Below are 22,968 nucleotides of genomic sequence, written 5' to 3'. Positions count from 1 at the left end.
CGTGAGCACCCCCTCCCCGTCCCACCTCCAGACAGGAGACGCCATGAGTACCGTGGCCGCCGCTCAGCCGGTACCCAACACAGTCGACCCGAGAACGGCGAGGAAAGTCACCCTCGCCGGCTGCGTCGGCATCTTCGCCGAGCTCTACGACAACGGAATCTTCGGCTTCATGGCCGGGACCCTGGCCGCGGTCTTCTTCCCCGGCTCGGACAACGCGACCGCCGTCCAGTTCGTCTTCATCGGCTACGCCGTCTCGTTCTTCTTCCGCCCGCTCGGCGGCATCATCTGCGGCCACCTCGGTGACCGCATCGGCCGGCAGCGCATGCTCGTCTTCGTCATCATGCTGATCAGCATCGCGACCGCGGCCATCGGCATCCTGCCCTCGCACGCGAGCATCGGCGTCGCGGCGCCCGTCCTGCTCATCCTGCTGCGCGTCGCGCAGGGCTTCTCGGTCGGCGGCGAGGCCTCCGGCGCCATGAGCTTCCTCGCCGAGCACGCCCCGGAGGGCAAGCGCGGCCAGTACACCAGCTACGCCCAGATCGCCTCGTTCCTGTCCCTGCTCACCGGCACGCTGATCGCCGCCGCCATGACCAGCGGCCTCGGCGCCGACCGCATGGAGGCCTGGGGCTGGCGCATCCCGTTCCTGCTCGCGATCCCGCTCGGCATCACCGGCATCTACATCCGCAAGCGGATCAGCGACACCCCCAACTTCACCCGCCTGCAAGAAGGCGGCGGCCTGTCCAAGAACCCCCTCAAGGAGGCCTTCTCCTCCGCCGAGCACCGCCGCGCGATGCTGCTCGCCCTGTTCATCCCGCTCATGAACGGCTCCGGCTACTACGTCCTGTTCAGCTACATGCCGACCTTCATGAACACCGAACTGCACTTCAGCAAGGTGCAGGGCCTGCTCGTCACCGCGACCAGCCTGGTGGCCATCTCGATCGCGATCCCGTACATGGGCCGCCTCTCCGACCGTATCGGCCGCAAGAAGGTCCTCGCGGGCGCCGCAATCGCCATGGCCGTAGCGGGAATTCCCTGTTACCTGCTCATAGGCACCGGCAGCGTTCCCCTCGCCATCCTCGGCGCCTGCATCATGGCGGTCATCTTCGCCGGGCACACCGGCGTCATCCACATCCTGCTCGTCGAGCTCTTCCCCACCCGGGTCCGCTACTCCGCCTACGGCCTGGGCTACAACGTCTCCGCCGCCCTCTTCGGCGGCACGGCGCCCCTGCTGATGACGTACCTCATCGACAAGACCGGCAACACCAACATGCCCGCCTTCTACGCCGTCGTCACCGCCCTCGGCACGCTCCTCGCCGTGTCCCGGGTGAAGGACAGGGCACATCTGCCGCTGCGCGACGCGTAAATCCCCATCTCCTCAGCACCCCTCACACCACCCCCCACATCTCTCCGGAACTCTCTAGGAGTACATCCCCATGCCCTTTTCCGACTACAGGACCGCCCTGGTCACCGGTGCCTCCACCGGAATCGGAGCGGTGGTCGTCGAACGGCTCGCCAAACAAGGGCTCCAGGTCCATGCCATCGCCCGTAACGCCGAGCGGCTCGACGACCTCGCCCGGCGCACGGGCTGCATCCCGCACGCCGTCGACATCACCGACACCGCGGCCCTGACCGAGACCCTGAGCGGCCTCGACATCGACGTCCTGGTCAACAACGCCGGGGTCTCCCGCACCGGAAACATCCTCACCGCCGACGAGTTCGCCGTCGATGAGCAGATCGCGGTCAACATCCAGGCCGTACTGCATCTCGTACGGCTCCTCATGCCGGGGATGGTCGAACGCGACCGCGGCCACATCGTCAACATCAGCTCGATCGCCGGCGTCTACAACTTCGGCGGCAACACGATCTACCACGCCACCAAGGCGGCCGTGCACACGCTCTCCCGCCAGCTCCGGGTCGACGGGTACGGCCGTCGCATCCGGGTCACCGAGATCTGCCCGGGCCGGGTGGAGACGGAGATCTTCGGCCGTCTCCTCGGCGACATGGAGGAGGCCCAGCGCCAGTTCTACGACGGCTACGAGTCCCTGAAACCCGAGGACATCGCCGACGCCATCGAGTTCGCGGTCGGCTCCCCGCGCCACGTGAACATCGGCCACGTGGAGATCCTGCCGACCTTCCAGGTGCCCGGCGGCCTCAACTTCGAGAGGCGGAACGACTGATGACGACCGCCGAGCGCGTACGGCGCATCAAGCCCTCGCCCAGCACCGCGGCCGCCCAGCGCGTCCGCGAACTCAAGGCCCAGGGGCTCCGGATCCTCGACCTCACCGTGGGCGAGCCCGACTTCGACACCCCCGACCATGTGAAGGCCGCCGCCATCGAGGCGATCCGGCAGGGCGACACCAAGTACACGCCGGTCAACGGCACCCCCCAACTCCGGGCTGCCATACGGCAGAAACTCAAGGAACGGCACGGACTCGACTACCCGGCCGACCGGATCGCGGTCGGCGGGGGAGCGAAGCAGGTCATCTTCCTCGCGCTGATGGCCACCCTGGACGCGGGCGACGAGGTGATCATCCCGGCCCCGTACTGGGTGTCGTACCCGGACATGGTCCTCGCCAACGACGGCACGCCGGTCGTCGTCGACTGCCCGGAGACGGACGGCTTCAAGCTCACCCCGCGGCGGCTGGAGTCGGCCATCACCGACCGCACCCGCTGGGTGATCCTCAACGCTCCGAGCAACCCCACCGGAGCCGCCTACACCACGGCCGAACTCACCGCCCTGGCCGAGGTGTTGCTTGAGCACCCGCACATCCAGATCCTCACGGACGAGATCTACGACGAGATCTGGTACGAGCCCGGCGAGGTCCCCAGCCTCGCCGCCGTCGAACCCCGCCTGACCGACCGGGTGTTCCTCACCAACGGCGTCTCCAAGACGTACGCGATGACCGGCTGGCGCATCGGCTACGGCGCCGGTTCCGCCGAACTGATCGCGGCCGTCAACGCTCTGCAGTCGCAGATCTCCTCCTGCCCGTCGTCGGTCAGCCAGGCCGCGGCCGCCGCCGCACTCACCGGCGACCAGGCCTTCGTACGCGAATGCGTGGCCGCCTACCGCGCGCGCCGCGACCTGACGGTGAAGCTCGTCAACGACATCCCGGGCCTGTCCTGCACACCGCCCAGCGGCGGCTTCTACGCCTTCGTCAACTGCACGGGCGTACAAGGCAAACGGACACCGGCGGGCGAGGAGATCCGCTCCGACGAGGACTTCGCCCGCCACCTCCTCGAATCGCAGCAGGTGGCGGTGATCCACGGCGCGGCCTACGGCTCGCCGGGCTACTTCCGCATCTCCTTCGCCACCTCGACCGACGTCCTGACCGGGGCCTGCGAGGCGATCGCCCGCGCCTGCGCCGACCTGTCCTGAAGGAGCGACATGATCCGCGTCAACACCAAGTTCGACCGGCCGGACCCGGAACTGGTCGAGCAGCTCGGCAAGTACTCGGCCGCCACCATCCACGAGGCACAGGGCCGCCTCGGTGCCCTCGACTCGACGATCAAGCCGGTCGACCCCGCGATGTCCCTGTGCGGCCCGGCCTTCACGGTGCGCTGCGCTCCCCGCGACAACATCATGCTGCAGGTCGCCATCGCCCATGCCCAGCCCGGCGACATCATCGTGGTCTCGGCCGGCGAGTACGCGGAAGCCGGCTCCTTCGGCGACGTCCTCGCCAACGCCTGCGTCGCCAAGGGACTCGGCGGACTTGTCACCGACACCGGCGTCCGCGACACCCAGGAACTGCGCGAACTCGGCTTCCCCGTCTTCTCGTTCAGCGTCTGCATGAAGGGCACGGTGAAGGAGACGGTCGGCCCGATGGCCGAACCGGTCCTGATCGGCGGCGAGATCGTCAACCCGGGAGACGTGATCCGCGCGGACGCCGACGGCGTGGTGGTCGTCCGGCGCGACGACGTGGCCGACGTGATCCGCAAGTCCCAGGAGCGGGTGGAGGCCGAGGACGCCTACATCGCCGCCTACCGCTCGGGGAAGAGTGTGATCGAGGTCAGCAACCTCGCCGCGGTGCTGGAGGCGAAGGGGCTGGTCATCGACGGCCACTGAGGCTTTCGTCCTTCAGCTCGGGAGGCGTTCCGCCAGGCGTCGACGCGCCCGCTGTACGTATGAGCCATCAATCCCGTTGCGCGAAGCGGCATTTCATGGCCTCTCCCACAGGCCGGTACGGTCGGATTCATGGGGTGGATATTTCAGACGGCCGAAGAACTCGCGGCTGCTTTGCGTGCCGGTGAAGTGACCTCGGCGGAACTGACCGACGAGGCGATAGCCCGTATCGAGCGGGACGACAAGGCGATCAACGCGATCTGTGTGCCGGACTTCGACCGTGCACGGGCCGCCGCGCGCGGTGCCGACCAGGCGCGCGCCCGCGGTGAGGACCGGCCGCTGCTCGGCATTCCGGTGACGGTCAAAGAGTCCTACAACGTCGCCGGGCTGCCCACGACCTGGGGCATGCCGCTGCACCGGAACTACCTGCCGGCCGAGGACGCGGTGCAGGTGTCGCGGCTCAAGGCGGCAGGCGCGGTGGTGCTCGGCAAGACCAATGTGCCCTTGGGGCTGCAAGATGTGCAGAGCTTCAACGAGATCTACGGCACCACCAACAACCCGTGGGATCACGGTCGCACGCCGGGTGGATCCTCCGGCGGATCAGCGGCGGCCCTGGCATCCGGATTCGGCGCGCTGTCCATCGGCTCCGACATCGGCGGTTCGTTGCGCACCCCCGCACATTTCTGCGGTGTCTACGCACACAAGCCGACACTCGGGCTGGCGGCGCCGCGCGGTATGGTCCCGCCGCCCGCGCCGGCCTTGCCGGCCGAGCCTGACCTCGCCGTCGTCGGTCCGATGGCGCGCACTGCCCGCGACCTCACGCTGCTGCTCGACGTGATGGCCGGGCCGGACCCGCTGACGCTCGGTGTGGCGCACGACTTGACGCTGCCGCCCGCGCGCCACGAGCAGCTCCGCGACTTCCGGGTCCTGGTCCTCGACGAGCATCCGCTCATTCCGACCGGGTCCGCTGTGCGGGCGGGCGTGCACCGGGTGGCCGACGCGCTCGTCGACGGCGGCGCCCGCGTCGAACGGCACAGTCCACTGCTGCCCGATCTGACCGAAGCCGCGGTGCTCTACACGCACTTGCTGTTCTCGAGCATCACTGCACGTTTTCCCGACGAAGCGTACGAGCAGCTGCGGACCCACGCCGCCGCACTGAGCGCAGACGACCGGAGTCTCGATGCGGCGCGGCTGCGCGGCATGGTGTTCAGCCACCGCGACTGGCTCGAGGCGAACAACCGTCGCGAGCTCCACCGCCACGACTGGCGGCAGCTCTTCGCCGAGTTCGACGCCGTGGTGTGTCCGATCACGCCCACGCCCGCGTTCCCGCACGACCACAACCCTGATTCGAGAGACCGCCGCATCGACATCGACGGCGTCGGGTACCCGTACCTCGACCAGCTCGTCTGGGCCGGTCTGGCCACCATGCCGGGCCTGCCCGCCACCGCCATTCCAGCGGGTCGGTCCCCCGAGGGGCTGCCGGTGGGAGTGCAGCTCATCGGTCCGATGTTCGAGGACCGCACCCCGCTGCGGCTGGCCGAACTGCTCGAGCAGAAGATCGGCGGCTTCCAGGCACCGAAATAGGGCAACATCCGCCGCTCGGCAGCGGACACTAGGCCCGCGGGCGCGCCGCCGGTCCCGGCGCCACCGTGACCTCCGTCGGGGAGAGCGCGGTGTGCTCGTCGGGGCATTCGACGACGACGCGCACCGGGGCGCCGCAGTCGCGGTGGCGGATGTCCAGGACCGGGCCTTCGGGATCGCCGACGTAGGTCTCGCCCCACTGGCGCAGGGCCACCAGGACGGGCCACAGATCGCGGCCCTTGGGGGTGAGGCGGTACTCGTGCCGGGTCCGGCTGCCGTGCTCCCGGTAGGGGACGGTGGCCAGGATCCCGGCCGCGACCAGCTTGCGCAGCCGGTCGGAGAGGACCGCCTCCGACAGCCCCATATGGCGGCGGAAGTCGTCGAACCTGCGGACCCCGTTGAAGGCGTCGCGCAGGAGCAGCAGCGTCCACTTCTCGCCGACCAGGTCGAGGGTGCGCTGGACCGTGCAGTTCTCGGTGCTCATCTCGAGCCACTTCATGCCGCCATGGTAGGACACCTGGCTTCGACATTGACAGTCAGCTGAATGGACAGCTAGCTTCGAGAAACATAGCCAGAGGGTCAGGGAGGAAGCGCAGCCGCATGGAACGCTCTCGTACGTACGACTGGGACGACCCCGCGATCTCGGCGGCCACCGTCGGGCAGGGCTCCGGCCTGCACTTCCTCCGCGAGATCCTTGCAGGCCGGCTGCCCGCGCCGCCGATCGCCGCCACGCTCGGCATGGATCTCGAAGAGGTGGACCACGGGCACGCGGTGTTCTCGCTGGTGCCGGGGGAGGAGCACTACAACCCCATCGGCAGCGTCCACGGCGGGATCTACGCGACGATGCTCGACTCGGCGGCCGGCTGCGCGGTGCAGTCCACCCTGCCGCAGGGCATGGGCTACACCTCGCTCGACCTGACCGTGAAGTTCCTGCGCCCGATCACGGCCGACACGGGCAAGGTCCGCGCGGTCGGCAGCGTCGTCAGCAGCGGCCGGCGCACCGCACTCGCCCAGGCGCAGCTCCTCGACCCGGCGGACCGCCTCCTCGCGCACGCCACCAGCAGCTGCATGCTGTTCCCGGTGCCGGGCGCCTGAGGCCCGACTCCCGTCCCGCTCAGCCCTGTTGCTGCCGGTCGTCCATGCCGGCCATCAGGGCCTGATGGCTGCGGCGCACATGCTCACGCATCACGCGCTCCGCGCCGTCGCCGTCCTTGGCGAGGATCAGGTCGAGGACGCGGTGGTGCTCGTGGTCGGACTCGCTGAGCCGGCCCGGCTGGGACAGTGACGTTCGCACGAGGCGCGCGTAGGCGAGCTGGTTCATGAGCGTGCGGTAGTGCGCCTCCAGCTTGGTGTTGTCGGCGCCGGCCACCAGCAGGTCGTGGAACTCGTGCACCAGCTGCGCATACTGCTCGGCGTCCCCCTTGCGCACGGCCTCGTCGGCCTCGCGCATGTTCTCGGCCAGGCGCTCCACCTCGGGCACATTGCCCCGGAGGGCCAGCAGTCGCGCCGCGGCGCCCTCCAGCAGCTCCTTCATCTGGAACAGCTCGGTGATCTCCCGCCGCGACGGCACGGCCACGAAGGTGCCGACCCGGGGCCGCACCTCCACCAGCCCCTCGATCTGCAACTGCTTGAGGGCCTCGCGGATCGGGGTGCGGCTGACGCCGAACGTCTCCGACAGCGCCATCTCGGAGAGGCTGGAGCGCGGCGGCAGCTCACCGGAGATGATCATCTGGCGCAGCTCTTCGGCGACCCTGGCCTGCATGCTGGTCTGCTGCAACGGCTTCCGTGCCCGTCCCGTGGGTTCTTGCATGGTACGTGAACGTAATGTGCCCGCCCGTTCGACGTCAACCGTCCTCGTCGCCGACGGCTGCCATGCAACGCGCTTCATGGATGCGGAGCCGCCCCGGCGCTCCGAGGGCGTGGAATGTCGAGAACCGCATCCCATGACCTTCGCTCTCCCGCTGTGCCATGGCAGTGAGGCTAGGAGTCCGGACCGGCAGCGTCAATGGGTAACGGCCCGGAAACAAGTCTGACCTGTGGATTTGATCGTCACCCCAGTAATTGCACGGCTTTTTTGCGCGAGGTGTTGACAGCGCCCTACCCCCTCCTTACGGTCCTCTGCCATACAAGAGCTGACTGAGGACCCACCATGACCCACACTCTTGACGGCACCGCTGCGCCGGACCGGACCTCCCGGGTCCGCTCCGCGTGGCGGGCCGCCTGGGACCACGGGCAGGTCGAAGCCCTGGACGACCTGCTCAGTCCCGCCTATGTCCGCCGTCGCGGGCCCGCGTCCGCCGCGCAGGACCGTGACCAGCTCAAGGACTCCATCCGTGCGGTGCGCCGGGCCTTCCCCGACCTGCGCACCGAGATCGAGGACATCGTCGAGGACGGCGACCGGCTGGCGATCCAGTGGCGCAGTACCGGTCGGCACACCGGCGCCTTCCTCGGCGTGCCGCCCACCGGAAGGCCCGTCGAGGTGTCCGGTGCGACCTTCGCCCGCTTCGACGGGCCGTCGGTCGCCGAGGAGTGGGTGACCTTCGACTCCCGCCAGCTCCTGGAGGCGCTCGGGATCATCACCACCGGCCACCGGGCCGCCGCGGACCCGGATCTCGTACGCGGGGTGCACCGCAAGTTCATCACCGGCGTGACCGTGGTGACCACGGACGACGACGGCACACCCAAGGGACTGGCCGTCAACGCCTTCTCCAGCATCTCCCTCGACCCGCCGATGGTGCTGGTCTGCGTTCAGCGCAGCTCGGCCACACACCCCGCCCTGCACCGGGCGAGCCACCTCGGCATCAGCATCCTGGCCGCCGACCAGCTGGATGTGGCGAAGATCTTCGCCTCCAAGGGCGACGACAAGTTCGCCCAGGTCAGCTGGACGCCGGGCGGCTTCGGGGCTCCGCTGATCGACGGCTCCTGCGCCCAGCTGGAGGTCGGGATCGGCCAACGGCTCGAGGCCGGCAGCCACACCGTGTTCACCGGCCGGGTGGTCTCCGCCCGCCACGACGACCTCGCCCCGCTGGTCTACAGCGGAGGCGGCTTCTTCGACATCTCGCACACGGCGCCGTTGCCGTGGTGATTCTCTCCCTCAGGAGCACGCCATGACAGAAGGAACACCGGCGCCGGTCTACGGCAGCGCGGTCACGAAGGTCGAGCCGTTCGGTGTCGACCACATTCCCGACAACGAACGGCACGGCAGGCCGAGTTCGCAGTTCTTCGTGTGGTTCGCGGCCGGCCTGAACTTCCCGATCATCCTGCTCGGCTTCAGCGCGGCCTGGTTCGGGCTGAGCTTCTCCGCCGCCGTCACCGCCATCGTCATCGGCGCCGCGCTCGGCTCGCTGCTGATGGCCGTCATGTCCCGGATGGGCGTACGGCTCGGTGTGCCGCAGCAGATCCAGGCCCGCGGCCCGCTCGGCTTCTTCGGCAACTTCCTGCCCGTGGCCTACATCAACGTCTTCGCCGGCGTCGGCTGGGCGGCGGTCACGGTCATCCTGGGCGGCAAGGCGTTCGCGGAACTGACCCATCTGCCGTTCTGGCTGTGTGCCGGTGTACTCACCGCCGTCGAGCTGGTGGTGTCGATCTACGGCTACAACATGATCAACTACCTCCAGAAGGTGCTCACTTACGTCCTCACCCCGCTGTTCCTCCTCATCACCGTGGCCGCGGTGGTGCGCGGCGGCAGCCTCTTCCACGCCGACCCGAAGGCGTCCGGCTACATCGGCTCCACCGGCGGCTGGGTCACCTTCGGCGGCTGGTTCCTGTCCTTCCTGGTGGCCTGGGCGCCCTTCGCCTCGGACTACTCCCGCTACCTGCCCGACACCCCCGAGGTCGTCACGCGCACCGCCTGGTACACCGGGCTGGGCAACTTCGTCACCATCTGCTGGCTCGGCATCCTCGGCGTGGTCGTCGGCGGCAGCGCGACCAGCTCCGACTCGATCACCGCCCTGCACCAGCTGGCCGGCCCCTTCGCGATCCCCGCCCTGCTCGCCGTCGGCCTGTCCGCCCTGGCGCAGAACTTCCTCAACGTCTACGGCGGCGCCATCTCCGTCCAGACCCTGAAGATCCCGGTCAGCCGCTCCCAGGCGGTCACCGTCATCTGTCTGCTCGCCTACGCGATCAGCCTGTGGGGGGAGTCGGGCACCGAGGCCAAGTTCAAGGTGTTCCTCAACCTCACCGCCTACTTCATCGCCCCCTTCGCGGCCGTGCTGCTGCTCGACTTCTACCTCGGCGGGCGCTCCGACCCGTCCCGCATCGCCGAGCTGTACGACCGGCGCCGGGTGCTGGACTGGGGCTTCGTCGCCTGGGCCGGCGGGGTGGCCGCCTCGGTGCCGTTCTGGCAGTCCAGCTTCTACACCGGCCCGTTCTCGAAGGCGTTCCCGGGCGCGGGCGACCTGAGCATGTTCGTCGCCGCCGGCGCGGGTGCGGTGTTGTACCTGCTCACCTACCGGCTCAAGCCCCTGTGGGTGCGCGATGCGTCGGGCGGCTCGCCCGATCTGACCGCCAACGAGCCGTCCACCGCCGTCTCCTGACGGTGAATCAGGGCCGGGTTCCGCCTCTTCGGGGCGGGGCCCGGCCCTTCGGTCTGTACGGACCCGCAACTGGCTGCGGGTCTGCCGCAGGCTACGGACCTGCCACTGACTACGGGCCTGCCCCCTGGCTTACGGGGACCTTCCACGGCGGAAATCTCTCCGTAACGCCGGGAGTGTCTACTCGTATGCAACAACGATTAATCACAGTGGACATCCGGTATCGAGCAGGGAGGGCCCCATGACGACCGACCCCGAAGCGGACACCCCCGATCTCGCCGAGCTGGTCCGCGCCGACGGCATCGAGTTCGTGCTGGCCGTCTTCGTCGACCTGACCGGCAAGCCGTGCGCCAAGCTCGTCCCGGCCCAGGCCGTCGAGGAACTCCGCGACGAGGGCGTCGGGTTCGCCGGGTACGCGGCCGGCGCGCTGGGCCAGCAGCCCAGCGACCCCGACGTCATCGCCCGGCCGGACGTCTCGTCGTACACACCCGTCCCGTTCATCAAGCCCGGCCTCGCCCTCGTCCACTGCGACCCGTACGTGGAGGGCGAACCCTGGCCGTACGCCCCGCGCGTCATCCTGCGCAGGCTGCTGGAGCGGGCGGCCGAGCAGGGGCTGTCCCTGTCGGTGGGTGCCGAGGTCGAGTACTTCCTCGTCAACCGGGACGAGCACGGCGTGCTCAGCGTCGCCGACGCCAAGGACACCGCTGCCCAGCCCTGTTACGACGCCCGCGGGCTGACCCGCATGTACGACCACCTCACCGCGGTCTCCAGTGCCATGAACTCCCTCGGCTGGGGCAACTACGCCAACGACCACGAGGACGGCAACGGCCAGTTCGAGCAGAACTTCAAGCACGCCGACGCCCTCACCACCGCCGACCGGGTCATCACCATGCGGTATCTGGTGTCCGTGCTGGCCGAGCAGCGCGGCATGACCGCCACGTTCATGCCGAAGCCGTTCACCGACCGCACCGGCACCGGCATGCACCTGCACATGTCGCTGTGGCGCGGAGAGGACCCCACCTTCCCCGATCCCACGGACGGGCGAGGCCTGGGCCTGTCCCCGCTCGCCTACTCCTTCGTCGCCGGGATCGTCGAGCATGCGCGGGGGCTGCAGGCCGTCATCGCGCCGACGGTCAACTCCTACAAGCGCACGGGTGCGGTCTCCACCCGCTCCGGCGCCACCTGGTCGCCCCGCCTGGCGGGCTACGGCGGCAACGACCGTACCCACTTCGTCCGAGTCCCCGACGGCAACCGCATCGAGCTGCGCGGCGGAGACGGCGCCGCCAACCCCTACCTCGCCGCAGCCGCCACCCTCGCCGCCGGCCTCGACGGCATCGAACGCGGCCTCGACCCGGGCGAGCCCGGCGCGGCCGGCAAGGGCCCGGAACTCCCGCCCACCCTGCTGCACGCCGTGGAGGCGCTGCAGGCCGACGACGTGATCAGCGGTGCGCTGGACGCGGCGGGCACCGGGGTGAGCCGGTACTTCGCGGACCTCAAGCGCGAGGAGTTCTTCGACTGGCACGCCACGGTCGGCCCCTGGGAGCTGGACCGCTACCTGACCGCCTTCTGACCGTCGTCCGACGTCATCCGACCGCCTTCTGAAGGGACTTGAGATGTGCGGAATCGTGGGGCTCCATCTGCGTGAGCCCTCACTCGAACCACGGCTCGGCGAGCTGCTGACCGCGATGCTGGGGCAGGTCGTCGAGCGCGGACCCGACTCGGCCGGTGTCGCGGTCTACGGTGATCCGCGCCTTTCGCCGAAGGGGCGCGCCGTCGTCTCGCTGCTCGGCGTCACGCCCGCCGAGGCCGAAGCGGCGCTGCCCGGTGCGGTGGCCGTCGGGGCCGACGCCACCACGGTCGTGCACGCGGATCTGTCGATCACCGGCCTGCTCGCGGTCGTCGCGGATGCGCTGCCGCACGCCACCGTCATCGGCTCCGGCACGGACATGGCCGTACTCAAGGGGACCGGAAATCCGGTGGAGTTGGCCGAGGCCTTCGGGCTGCCGACCGTCACCGGCTGGCAGGGCGTCGGCCACACCCGCATGGCCACCGAGTCCGCCGTCACCCCCGAAGGCGCCCACCCCTTCTCCGTCGGGCCGGGCCAGTGCCTCGTCCACAACGGGTCCTTCGCCAACCACGCCACCATCCGCCGCGAACTGCGCGCCCAGGGTGTGGAGTTCGACAGCGAGAACGACTCCGAGGTCGGCGCGCGCTTCGTCGCCCACCAGCTGGAACAGGGCGCCGACCTGGAGAAGGCGCTGCGGCTGCTGTGCGAGCGGTTCGACGGCTTCTACACGCTGCTGGTGTCCACCGGCGACTCCTTCGCCGTCGTCCGCGACGCCATCGCCTGCAAGCCGGCGCTGGTCGCGGAGACCGCGGACTGGGTCGCGATGGCCTCCGAGTACCGGGCGCTGGACGTCCTGCCGGGCATCGAGAACGCCCGCATCTTCGAACCCGAGCCGGAAGAGGTGTACGTATGGCGACGCTGATCGACCTGGCCGAGACCCCGGTGCGGGAGCTCAACCAGGCTCTGCACGCCCCGGGCGCGACCGCCTGGCGGATCCTCAACCCCCGTGGCGCACACGCCGTGGCCTGCGGCATCCGGGAGGATCTCGCCGTCGACATCGAGGGGCACGTGGGCTACTACTGCGCCGGCATGAACCAGCGCGCCACGGTCACCGTCCACGGCAACGCCGGCACCGGAGTCGCCGAGAACATGATGTCCGGCACGGTGCGGGTGCGCGGCAACGCGTCCCAGTCGGCCGGGGCCACCGCCCACGGGGGGCTTCTGGTCATCGACGGGGATGCGTCTGCGCGGTGCGGTATCTCCATGAAGGGCGTGGACATTGTCGTCGGCGGCAACGTCGGTCACATGAGTGCGTTCATGGGGCAGGCCGGGCGGTTGGTGGTCTGTGGTGATGCGGGGGATGCGTTGGGGGACTCGTTGTACGAGGCCCGGATTTATGTCCGCGGCACGGTGAAGTCGCTCGGCGCGGACTGTGTCGAGAAGGAGATGCGGGCCGAACACCTCGCGGAGCTGGCCGAGTTGCTGAAGGCGGCCGAGCGGGACGAGGACCCGGCCGAGTTCCGCCGGTACGGGTCGGCCAGGGCGCTGTACCACTTCAAGGTCGACAACACGGCGGCGTATTAGCTCCGCTGGGAGGCCGCTATTTGTCTGCGGGCCTGCTGTGGCTGGTCGCGCCCGCGCGGCGGAGCCGCATATCGATACAGCCCCGCGCCCCTAAAAACCGGGGGCGCCCCAACCCGCCTGTTAGGAGCTGAACCTTGGAACCCGCATCCCACGGTCTGCGTGAGTCCGCGACCTTCGACCGCGCCACCATCCACGCCATCCAGCGTGCCGCCGAGACCGGTATCTATGACATTCGCGGTTGGGGGGCCAAGCGCCAACTCCCGCACTTCGATGACCTGTTGCTGCTCGGTGCCTCCATGTCCCGTTATCCGCTGGAGGGTTACCGCGAGCGCTGCGACACGGACGTCGTCCTCGGTACCCGGCACGCCAAGTATCCCCTGCACCTGAAGACACCCGTCACCATCGCCGGCATGAGCTTCGGTGCCCTGTCCGCCCAGGCCAAGGAGGCCCTCGGGCGCGGTGCCAGCGAGGTCGGTACGTCCACGACCACGGGCGACGGTGGTATGACGCCGGAGGAGCGCGGGCACTCCAAGCACCTCGTCTATCAGTACCTGCCGTCCCGTTACGGCATGAACCCCGACGACCTGCGCGCCGCCGACGCCATCGAGGTGGTCCTCGGCCAGGGCGCCAAGCCCGGCGGCGGAGGCATGCTGCTCGGCCAGAAGATCACCGAACGGGTCGCCGGCATGCGCACCCTGCCCATCGGCATCGACCAGCGCAGCGCCTGCCGCCACCCCGACTGGACCGGTCCCGACGACCTCGCCATCAAGATCCTGGAGCTCCGTGAGATCACGGACTGGGAGAAGCCGATCTATGTGAAGGTCGGCGCGACCCGGACCTACTACGACGTGAAGCTGGCCGTGCACGCGGGCGCCGACGTCGTGGTCGTCGACGGTATGCAGGGCGGCACGGCCGCCACCCAGGACGTCTTCATCGAGCACGTCGGCATCCCCACCCTGGCCGCCCTGCCCCAAGCCGTGCGGGCGCTGCAGGAGTTGGGCGTGCACCGCGAGGTCCAGCTGATCGTCTCCGGCGGTATCCGGGGCGGCGCCGACATGGCCAAGGCCCTCGCGCTCGGCGCGGACGCGGTCGCCGTCGGCACGGCCGCGCTGATCGCGCTCGGCGACAACCACCCGAAGTACGACGCCGAGTACCGTCAACTGGGCTCCGCGGCGGGCTACTTCGACGACTACCAGGACGGCCGCGACCCGGCCGGCATCTCCACCCAGGACGAGGAACTCGCCGCCCGCCTCGACCCGGTCGAGGCCGGTCGCCGCCTCGCGAACTACCTCCGCGTGATGACCATGGAGGCCCAGACCCTCGCCCGGGCCTGTGGCAAGGCCCACCTCCTGCATCTCGAGCCCGAGGACCTGGTTGCCCTTACCATCGAGTCCGCCGCCATGGCCCGCGTCCCGCTCGCGGGTACGAACTGGATCCCCGGGGAGGGTCTGTGATCGCCGTCGTAGGTGCCGGGCTGATGGGCGCGGCCACCGCCTGGCAACTCGCCCGGCGCGGCCACGAGGTCACGCTCATCGAGGCGTACGACATCGGCCACAAGCACGGCAGCTCGCACGGCAGCTCACGGATCATCCGGCGGGCGTACGCCGACCCCTTCTACGTAGGGCTGACCGGGCAGGCGTACGAGCAGTGGCGGGAACTGGAGGACGACAGCTCGACTCCCTTGCTGCGCAGGACCGGTGGCCTCGACATGGGCGAGGAGCGCGACCCGAAGGCGATTGCCGAACTCCTCGCCGCTGCCCGAGTGCCCCATGAACTCCTCGGCCCGGAAGAGGCCTCGGAGCGCTGGCCGTACATCCGCATCACGGGCCCGGTGCTGTACCACCCGGACGCGGGCGTGGTCGACGCCGACCAGACCGTCGCGGCCTGCGTACGGCGGGCGATCGAGCACGGTGCGCAGGCGATCATCGGTGCGCGCGTCACCGGCATCGAGGTCCAGGGCGGCGAGCGGGTGCTCCTGCGCACCGACGACGGACACGAGGTCGTCGCGGACACCGTGGTGATCGCCGCGGGCCCCTGGCTGCCCGAGCTCGAACTGCCCGTCCCGCTGCCGCCGTTGGAGGTCACACAGCAGCAGGTCTTCCACTTCCGGCAGCGGGATCCGTCCGTGCAGTGGCCGACGCTGATCTGGGACGGGGCGCTGCACCTCTACGGCCTGCCGTCGGGCAGCGACGGCGGCCCGCTGCCCACGGTCAAGGTCGCCGAACACGACCGCGGCACCCCCACCACCGCCCGCACCCGCAGCGGGGTCGTCGATCCGTCGTCGCGGACGCGGGTGAGCGGCTTCGTCCGCGACCGTCTCCCGGGCCTCGATCCCGACCCGGCCGCGGAAGCGACCTGCCTCTACACCACCACCCCCGACGAGGACTTCCTCCTCGACCGGCACGGCCCCTTCGTCGTCGTCTCCCCGTGCTCCGGACACGGCGCGAAGTTCGCTCCGCTCATAGGGGCCATGGCCGCCGACCTCGCGACCGGCCGCGCCGAGCCCCACCCCCGCTTCCGGCTGGGGCGCTCGGCATAGGATGCGCCGGTGACCGAGCACCCCGAACCCGCAGCGGAAGCCGACGACAAGGCCCTGGAGCGCATCATTGCGGTCCGGGCCCGTGAGTACCGGCAGGCGGCCGGGGTCTCGGTCGGCGAGATGGCGCAGCGGGTCGGCATCTCCAAGGCCATGCTGTCGAAGATCGAGAACGCCCAGACCGCGTGCAGCCTCACCACCCTCTCCCGGCTCGCACGCGGTCTCGACGTGCCGGTCACCGCCCTGTTCCGCGGCATGGACGACGAACGCGAGGCGGTCTTCGTACCCGCCGGCCACGGCGCCCGGATCGTGCGGCGGGGCACCAGGGTCGGCCACGAGTACGCCCAGCTCGGCTCGCTCCGGGGCGCCCACAAGCGGATGGACGCCCTGCTGGTCACCCTCACCGAGGAGAGCGAGGTCTTCCCGCTCTTCCAGCACGCCGGCACCGAGCTGCTCTACATGCTCGAAGGCGTCATGGTCTACGGCCACGGCAAGTCCAGCTACACCCTGCACCCCGGCGACGCCCTCCAGTTCGACGGCGAGGCCCCGCACGGCCCGGAGACGCTGCTCGAACTCCCCATCCGCTTCCTCACCGTGACGGCCTTCGGGGACAGCCCCCAGCACTGAAACCCGGGCTTAATCAGCCACGGAGCTGTCCTGTAACGCACCTTCGGTCTACTGCGGTGAAACACTGTTTCCCTCGGCTGGACTTCTCTGCGGAGTGTGCGCATGGACACCGGAAGTACCGCTTGGATGCTCGCGAGCACGGCACTCGTCTGTCTGATGGTGCCGGGCCTCGCGCTCTTCTACGGCGGCATGGTCGCCGCCAAGAGCGTCCTCAACATGATCATGATTACCTTCGGCTCGGTCGCCCTGGTCGGCTGCATCTGGGTCGTCTACGGCTTCTCGGCCTCGTTCGGCGACTCGATCGGCGGGGCCGGAATCCTCGGTGACATCACCGAGTACTTCGGCATGAGCGGCGTAATGAAGGACGATCCGAAGGCCGTCATCCCGCTCTCGGTCTTCGCCGCCTTCCAGGCCCTGTTCGCCGCGCTGACCGCCGCCCTGATCTGCGGTGCGATCTCGGACCGCATCAAGTTCGGCGCCTGGATGACCTTCACCGGCATCTGGGTGACGCTGGTCTATCTGCCGGTCGCGCACTGGGTGTTCGCCTTCGACGGCAAGGGCGTCGTGGGCGGCTGGATCGTCAACAAGCTCGGCGCGATCGACTTCGCGGGCGGCACGGCCGTCCACATCAACTCCGGCGCGGCGGCCCTCGCCGTGATCCTCGTCCTCGGCAAGCGCATCGGCTGGCAGAAGGAGGGCGGCCAGGAACGCCCGCACAACCTGCCCCTGGTGATGCTGGGGGCGGGCCTGCTCTGGTTCGGCTGGTTCGGCTTCAACGGCGGCTCCGCGCTCACCTCGTCCAACGCCGCCTCGGTCGTCGTACTGAACACCTTCACCGCGACCTGCTCCGCGATGCTCGGCTGGCTCGTCGTGGAGAAGCTGCGCGACGGCCACGCCACCAGCCTCGGCGCCGCGTCGGGCGCGATCGCCGGCCTGGTCGCCATCACCCCGTCCTGCGGGGCCGTCTCACCGCTCGGCGCACTGGCGCTGGGCGCGATCGGCGGCGCGGTCTGCGCGCTGGCCGTCGGCCTCAAGTACCGGCTCGGCTACGACGACTCCCTCGACGTCGTCGGCATCCACCTGGTCGGCGGCATCACCGGCACCCTGCTCGTGGGCGTGCTGGCCACCTCCGACGCCCCCAACGGCGTCGACGGACTGCTCTACGGCGGCGGTCTCGGCCTCCTCGGCAAGCAGGCCGTGGGCGCCTTCGCCGTCCTGGCGTACTCCTTCGGCGTCACCTGGCTGATCGCCAAGGCCCTCGACAAGACCATGGGCCTGCGGGTGCGTCCCGAGGTCGAGGAGGGCGGCGTCGACGTCCACCTGCACGCGGAGAGCGCCTACGACCTCGCCCATCCGCCGGTCGCGGAGCCGGCGCCGGCTGCCGCCGTCACCGCCGGATAGGGAGGCAACCCCTCCGCCGCCCAGCCATTGCGGGCCCGCCCGGGACGCCCGAGTCTGGGAGCAATGCCGGGTCGGCAGGGACTCCCAAGGAGGCGGCGATGGCGGCGGACAGCGGCACGGTGGGCGCCGAGCGGCAGCGGCTGGCGGAGGCCGACGCCTCCCGGGCGGCCTGGCGCCGCTGGGGTCCCTACCTCAGCGAGCGCCAGTGGGGGACCGTCCGGGAGGACTACAGCCCCGGCGGCGACGCCTGGTCGTACTTCACCCACGACCAGGCACGCTCCCGCGCCTACCGCTGGGGCGAGGACGGCATCGCCGGCATCAGCGACGACAAGCAGCGGCTGTGCTTCGCGCTCGCCCTGTGGAACGGCCGCGACCCGATCCTCAAGGAACGGATGTTCGGCCTGACCAACGCCGAGGGCAACCACGGCGAGGACGTCAAGGAGTACTACTTCTACCTCGACAGCACGCCCACCCACTCGTACATGAAGTACCTGTACAAGTACCCGCAGGGCGAGTTCCCCTACGGCGACCTCGTCGACACCAACAAGGCCCGCGGCCGCCGCGACTTCGAGTACGAACTGCTCGACACCGGCATCTTCGACGAGGACCGCTACTTCGACGTCTTCGTCGAGTACGCAAAGGCGGGACCGGAAGACCTGCTGATCGAGATCACCGCGCACAACCGCGGCCCCGACGAGGCCACCCTCCACCTCCTTCCGACGCTCTGGTTCCGGCACACCTGGTCCTGGGCCGGCGGCACCGCCGTACCGAGCCTGCACCGCACCGCAGACGCCATCCGCGCCGACCACAAGGAACTCGGCCCCCGCTGGCTCTACTTCGACCCCGACACCCCCGCCCTGTTCACCGACAACGAGACCAACAACGAGCGCATCTTCGGCAGCCGGAACAGCACCCCGTACGTCAAGGACGGCATCCACCGCTGTGTCGTCCACGGCGAGACCACGGCCGTAAACCCCGCGCAGACCGGCACCAAGGCCGCCCTCCACCACACCCTGACCATCCCCGCCGGCGAGAGCGCGACCCTGCGTCTGCGCCTGTCCGACACCGAACTCGCCGCCCCCTGGGCGGAGTTCGCGGACACAATGGACGCACGCCGGACCGAGGCCGACGCCTTCTACGAGGACGTCGTCCCCGACGGCATGGGCGAGGACGAGCGCCGACTGGTGCGCCAGGCGCTCGCCGGGATGCTGTGGAGCAAGCAGTACTACTACCTCGACGTCGAACGCTGGCTGGCCGAGCACGGCGTCGACCCGCTCTCCGCCGACCCGAACATCCGCAACAGCGCCTGGTACCACATGGTCAACGACGAGGTCATGTCGATGCCCGACGCCTGGGAGTACCCCTGGTTCGCGGCCTGGGACCTCGCCTTCCACACCCTCGCCCTGTCCATGGTCGACATCGGCTTCGCCAAGGGCCAGCTGGAGTTGCTCCTACGCCGCCTCTATCTGCACCCCAACGGCCAGATCCCCGCCTACGAATGGAACTTCGGCGACGTCAATCCGCCCGTGCACGCCTGGGCGGTCCTCTTCGTCTACGAACTCGAGAAGCACCGCACCGGCCGGGCCGACCGCGCCTTCCTGGAGAACGCCTTCCAGAAGCTGAGCAAGAACTTCACCTGGTGGCTCAACCGCAAGGACGCCGACGGCAACAACGTCTTCCAGGGCGGCTTCCTCGGCCTCGACAACATCGGCGTCTTCGACCGCAGCGCGCCCCTGCCCACCGGCGGCCAGCTCGACCAGGCCGACGGCACCGCATGGATGGCGCTGTACTGCCAGAACCTCCTCGACATCGCCATCGAACTCGCCGTCGACAACCCGGTCTACGTCGAGCAGGCGCAGATGCTCTTCGAGCACTTCGCCTGGATCGCCGTCGCCATGAACCGCATCGGCAAGGACAACGCCAGCCTCTGGGACGAGGAGGACGGCTTCTTCTACGACGTGCTGCGGCTGCCCGACGGCAGCGCCACCCCGCTCAAGGTGCGGTCCCTGGTCGGCCTGATACCGCTCGCGGCGACCAGCGTGATCGGCGGCCGCGCCGACCGGACGTTCCCCGAACTCGTCGAGGGGGCAAGGGAGTTCATCAGGCGGCACCCGGCCGTCGAGGCCGTCGTCGAACAGCACGACCTGGGGACGGCCGACGAGAACGGCCGCTACCTCTTCGCCCTGTTCGGCGAGGACCGGCTGCGCCGCATCCTGGCCCGCATGCTCGACGAGGACGAGTTCCTCGGCCCGCACGGCATCCGCTCCCTCTCCCGCTACCACGCCGAGCACCCGTACCACTTCGACGTCAACGGGCAGACCTACGGCGTCGGTTATCTGCCCGCGGAGTCCGACTCCGGCATGTTCGGCGGCAACTCCAACTGGCGCGGCCCGGTCTGGTTCCCGATGAACCTCCTGCTGATCCGCGCCCTGCTCAACCTGCACAGCTACCACGGCCCCGACTTCACCGTGGAGTGCCCCACCGGATCCGGACGCCACATGAACCTCTACGAGGTCGCCCGCGAGATCTCCGACCGGCTCACCGCCACCTTCCTGACCGGCGAGGACGGCCACCGCCCGGTCCACGGCGCACAGCCCAAGTTCGCCAAGGACCCGCACTGGAAGGACCTGCTCCTCTTCTACGAGTACTTCCACGGCGACAACGGCGCGGGCCTCGGCGCCTCCCACCAGACCGGCTGGACCGGACTGGTGGCGGCCACCGCGACCCTGTTCCACGCCATCAGCGCCGACGACTGGCACCGCGGCGGCCGCGAGTCCCTGCGACCCGTGGACGAACGGTTCGAGGGCGCGGGCGAGGAGGAACCCCTGTCATGACCGTCATCTACGAGATCAACACCCTCGTCTTGCTGGGCGAGTTGAGCGGACGGTTCGGGCGCCCCGTCACCCTGGGCGACGTACCCGGCGAGGTCTGGGACGAGATCGCCCGCCCCGGCATCGACACCGTCTGGCTGATGGGTGTCTGGGAGCGCAGCCCGGCCGGCCTCGCGATCGCCCTGCGCGACGAATCCCTGCTCGCGTCGTTCCGCCAGGCGCTGCCCGACCTGACCGAGGCGGACATCGACGGATCCGCCTACTGCGTACGCAACTACGTGGTCGACGCCTCCCTCGGCGGCCCCGACGGCCTGGCCGAGGCCCGGGCCCAACTGGCCGCCCGGGGCATGCGGTTGATCCTCGACTACGTGCCCAACCACGTGGCCCCCGACCACCCCTGGCTCACCGACCACCCCGACCGCCTGATCAAGGGCAGCCAGGAGGACCTGGCCCGCTCGCCCGAGGCCTTCCTCGAGGTCGGCGGGCACATCTACGCCAACGGCCGCGACCCGTACTTCGCCCCCTGGCACGACGTCGTCCAGCTCAACGCCTTCAGCGACGACCTGCGCACCGCGGCCGTCGACACCCTCGTCACCATCGGTGACCAGGTGGACGGCGTGCGCTGCGACATGGCGATGCTGCTGATGAACGACATCTTCGCCAAGACCTGGGGAGACCGTGCCGGACCACCCCCCGCGGACGACTTCTGGCCGTACGTCGTCGCACGCGTCCGCGCCCGCCACCCGGACTTCCTCTTCGTCGCCGAGGCGTACTGGGACCTCGAATGGGCCCTTCAGCACCAGGGCTTCGACCACTGTTACGACAAGCGGCTCTACGACCGCCTCCTCCACGAGGACGCCGACTCGACCCGCACCCACCTCCAGGCCGACCTCACCTACCAGCGCGGCCTGGTCCGCTTCCTGGAGAACCACGACGAACCCCGTGCCGCCGCCACCCTCCCCGAAGCCCGCCACCGCGCAGCCGCCGTCACCGTCGCCACCCTGCCCGGCGCGACGCTCTGGCACGAGGGCCAGTTCGAGGGCCGCAAGGTCCGCCCACCGGTCTTCCTCTCCCGCCGCCCACAGGAACCGGTCGACGAGCAACTCCGCGCCTTCTACAGCCAGTTGATCGCCGCCGCGGCCGCCGTACGCGACGGCGACTGGCGCCTGCTCACCACCACCGGCTGGCCGGACAACGACACCCACCACAACCTGCTCGCCTGGAGCTGGACCGGCCCCGACACCCGCCACCTCGTGATCGTCAACTACTCCGACACCCCGGCCCAGGGACAAGTACCCCTGCCCTGGCCCGACCTGGCCGCCCGCCCCCAGCGACTCACCGACCTGCTCACGAACCAGACGTACGACCGCGACGGCGACGCCCTGCTCGCCCCCGGTCTCTTCGTCGACCTGCCCGCCTGGCACGCCCACGTACTGCGCCTGACCTGAACAGCGGCCGTGATAGACAGCGACCATGACCCACGCACGCACAGCCGGCGGTCTCCGATGACCGCCGGCATCGACACCCCGGACCGCCGCGGCCGCACCGGCCTGGACCGCACCGGCCTCGACTTGACCGGCAACCCCCGCGTGAAGGTGCGCGAGGTGAAACTGCTCTCCAGTCACTGGTACGTCGAACGCGCCACCACCTTCGACTACCGGCACACCGACGGAAGCTGGAGCACCGAGCAGCGCGAGACGCACGACCGCGGCAACGGCGCCACCATGCTGCTGTACGACGCCGACCGTGAAACCGTCCTGCTCACGCGGCAGTTCCGCTTTCCCGTGTACGTCAACGGACACCCCGACGGCATGCTGGTCGAGACGCCGGGCGGACTCCTGGACGACGATGACGAGCACCCCGAACTCGCCGTACGACGCGAGGTGGTGGAGGAGACCGGCCACACCATCGGCGACGTCCAGCACGTCTTCGACGTCTACATGAGCCCCGGCTCGGTCACCGAACGCGTCAGCTTCTACGCCGCCGCCTACGGCCCCTCGACCCGCACCCACGAAGGCGGCGGCCTCGACGAGGAGGGCGAGGACATCGAGATCGTCGAACTGCCCTTCCGCCGGGCCCTGGAGATGATCCGCACCGGCGAGATCGCCGACGCCAAGACGATCATGCTGCTGCAGTGGGCGGCCCTGGAAGGGCCGTTCAGCAAGTAGCACAGAGCCCCTTGACTTGAAGTGCGCTTCAAGCTGAAGACTCCCGTTCGTACCCGAACACCCGGGTGCGGACGGGAGAAC

General features: G+C 69.7%; 20 protein-coding genes. 18 read left to right on the top strand and 2 right to left on the bottom strand.

Annotated elements, in window-relative coordinates; genetic code table 11:
* The first annotated feature begins 43 nt into the window (after window positions 1-43).
* The 5 genes from ACFY10_RS12390 to ACFY10_RS12370 all read left to right on the top strand — a co-directional run bounded on the left by ACFY10_RS12390 (window position 44) and on the right by ACFY10_RS12370 (window position 5,644).
* Window positions 44-1,363, top strand: a complete 1,320-nt coding sequence (locus tag ACFY10_RS12390) for an MFS transporter (RefSeq protein ID WP_390665033.1) — start codon at window positions 44-46, stop codon at window positions 1,361-1,363.
* 70 nt (window positions 1,364-1,433) lie between these two features.
* The gene (locus tag ACFY10_RS12385) at window positions 1,434-2,177 is read left to right on the top strand and encodes an SDR family oxidoreductase (RefSeq protein WP_390665032.1); all 744 of its coding nucleotides are present in this window, start codon (window positions 1,434-1,436) and stop codon (window positions 2,175-2,177) included.
* Window positions 2,177-3,376, top strand: a complete 1,200-nt coding sequence (locus ACFY10_RS12380) for an aspartate transaminase (RefSeq protein WP_390665031.1) — start codon at window positions 2,177-2,179, stop codon at window positions 3,374-3,376. Before ACFY10_RS12385 ends, ACFY10_RS12380 begins: the two co-directional genes overlap by 1 nt.
* A 9-nt stretch (window positions 3,377-3,385) precedes the next feature.
* Window positions 3,386-4,063 (top strand): 4-carboxy-4-hydroxy-2-oxoadipate aldolase/oxaloacetate decarboxylase, encoded by a 678-nt coding sequence (locus ACFY10_RS12375; protein ID WP_390665030.1) that lies wholly within the window; start codon window positions 3,386-3,388, stop codon window positions 4,061-4,063.
* 129 nt (window positions 4,064-4,192) lie between these two features.
* Window positions 4,193-5,644, top strand: coding sequence for an amidase (locus ACFY10_RS12370; protein WP_390665029.1), 1,452 nt, complete (start codon window positions 4,193-4,195; stop codon window positions 5,642-5,644).
* A gap of 28 nt (window positions 5,645-5,672) precedes the next feature.
* Here the strand turns inward: ACFY10_RS12370 and ACFY10_RS12365 are convergent, their stop codons facing one another.
* A complete protein-coding gene (locus ACFY10_RS12365) occupies window positions 5,673-6,140 on the bottom strand; it encodes a winged helix-turn-helix transcriptional regulator (RefSeq protein WP_390665028.1) in 468 nt (155 codons plus the stop codon).
* A gap of 101 nt (window positions 6,141-6,241) precedes the next feature.
* Between ACFY10_RS12365 and ACFY10_RS12360 the strand changes: the two genes are divergently transcribed.
* On the top strand, window positions 6,242-6,736 hold the full coding sequence (locus ACFY10_RS12360; RefSeq protein WP_390665027.1) for a PaaI family thioesterase: 495 nt from the start codon (window positions 6,242-6,244) through the stop codon (window positions 6,734-6,736).
* 19 nt (window positions 6,737-6,755) lie between these two features.
* Here ACFY10_RS12360 and ACFY10_RS12355 read toward each other — a convergent pair whose 3' ends face one another.
* Window positions 6,756-7,451, bottom strand: a complete 696-nt coding sequence (locus ACFY10_RS12355) for a GntR family transcriptional regulator (RefSeq protein WP_390665026.1) — start codon at window positions 7,449-7,451, stop codon at window positions 6,756-6,758.
* Between the two features lie 339 nt (window positions 7,452-7,790).
* Here ACFY10_RS12355 and ACFY10_RS12350 point away from each other — a divergent pair, with 339 nt between their 5' ends.
* The 12 genes from ACFY10_RS12350 to ACFY10_RS12295 all read left to right on the top strand — a co-directional run bounded on the left by ACFY10_RS12350 (window position 7,791) and on the right by ACFY10_RS12295 (window position 22,887).
* Window positions 7,791-8,726 carry a flavin reductase gene (locus ACFY10_RS12350; RefSeq protein ID WP_390665025.1) on the top strand — a complete coding sequence of 312 codons (936 nt, stop codon included), beginning with the start codon at window positions 7,791-7,793 and terminating at the stop codon, window positions 8,724-8,726.
* Window positions 8,727-8,748: 22 nt separating this feature from the next.
* On the top strand, window positions 8,749-10,176 hold the full coding sequence (locus ACFY10_RS12345; protein ID WP_390665024.1) for a purine-cytosine permease family protein: 1,428 nt from the start codon (window positions 8,749-8,751) through the stop codon (window positions 10,174-10,176).
* Window positions 10,177-10,414: 238 nt separating this feature from the next.
* Complete coding sequence (gene glnT / locus ACFY10_RS12340) at window positions 10,415-11,743, top strand: type III glutamate--ammonia ligase (protein WP_390665023.1); 1,329 nt, start codon at window positions 10,415-10,417, stop codon at window positions 11,741-11,743.
* Between the two features lie 43 nt (window positions 11,744-11,786).
* Window positions 11,787-12,662, top strand: coding sequence for a glutamine amidotransferase family protein (locus tag ACFY10_RS12335; protein WP_390665022.1), 876 nt, complete (start codon window positions 11,787-11,789; stop codon window positions 12,660-12,662).
* Entirely contained in the window at window positions 12,650-13,324 is a 675-nt protein-coding gene (locus ACFY10_RS12330) for a glutamate synthase (RefSeq protein ID WP_390665021.1), read from the top strand. Before ACFY10_RS12335 ends, ACFY10_RS12330 begins: the two co-directional genes overlap by 13 nt.
* Before the next feature lie 134 nt (window positions 13,325-13,458).
* Window positions 13,459-14,778 carry an FMN-binding glutamate synthase family protein gene (locus ACFY10_RS12325; RefSeq protein ID WP_390665020.1) on the top strand — a complete coding sequence of 440 codons (1,320 nt, stop codon included), beginning with the start codon at window positions 13,459-13,461 and terminating at the stop codon, window positions 14,776-14,778.
* The gene (gene solA, locus ACFY10_RS12320; RefSeq protein WP_390665019.1) at window positions 14,775-15,863 is read left to right on the top strand and encodes an N-methyl-L-tryptophan oxidase; all 1,089 of its coding nucleotides are present in this window, start codon (window positions 14,775-14,777) and stop codon (window positions 15,861-15,863) included. The genes ACFY10_RS12325 and solA overlap by 4 nt, the downstream gene beginning before the upstream one ends.
* A 9-nt stretch (window positions 15,864-15,872) precedes the next feature.
* Window positions 15,873-16,487: a helix-turn-helix domain-containing protein gene (locus ACFY10_RS12315; RefSeq protein ID WP_390665018.1), complete on the top strand. Its 615-nt coding sequence runs from the start codon at window positions 15,873-15,875 to the stop codon at window positions 16,485-16,487.
* A 102-nt stretch (window positions 16,488-16,589) separates the two neighbouring features.
* Window positions 16,590-17,888 (top strand): ammonium transporter, encoded by a 1,299-nt coding sequence (locus ACFY10_RS12310; RefSeq protein WP_390665017.1) that lies wholly within the window; start codon window positions 16,590-16,592, stop codon window positions 17,886-17,888.
* 98 nt (window positions 17,889-17,986) lie between these two features.
* The gene (locus tag ACFY10_RS12305) at window positions 17,987-20,722 is read left to right on the top strand and encodes a glucosidase (protein WP_390665016.1); all 2,736 of its coding nucleotides are present in this window, start codon (window positions 17,987-17,989) and stop codon (window positions 20,720-20,722) included.
* Window positions 20,719-22,167, top strand: coding sequence for an alpha-amylase family glycosyl hydrolase (locus tag ACFY10_RS12300; protein WP_390665015.1), 1,449 nt, complete (start codon window positions 20,719-20,721; stop codon window positions 22,165-22,167). The genes ACFY10_RS12305 and ACFY10_RS12300 overlap by 4 nt, the downstream gene beginning before the upstream one ends.
* Window positions 22,168-22,224: 57 nt before the next feature.
* Window positions 22,225-22,887 carry an NUDIX domain-containing protein gene (locus ACFY10_RS12295; protein WP_390665014.1) on the top strand — a complete coding sequence of 221 codons (663 nt, stop codon included), beginning with the start codon at window positions 22,225-22,227 and terminating at the stop codon, window positions 22,885-22,887.
* Window positions 22,888-22,968: the final 81 nt, after the last annotated feature.

Source organism: Streptomyces sp. NPDC001401 (genome assembly GCF_042895385.1).
GTDB lineage: Bacteria > Actinomycetota > Actinomycetes > Streptomycetales > Streptomycetaceae > Streptomyces.
This window is presented reverse-complemented; position numbering and strand designations above follow the sequence as displayed.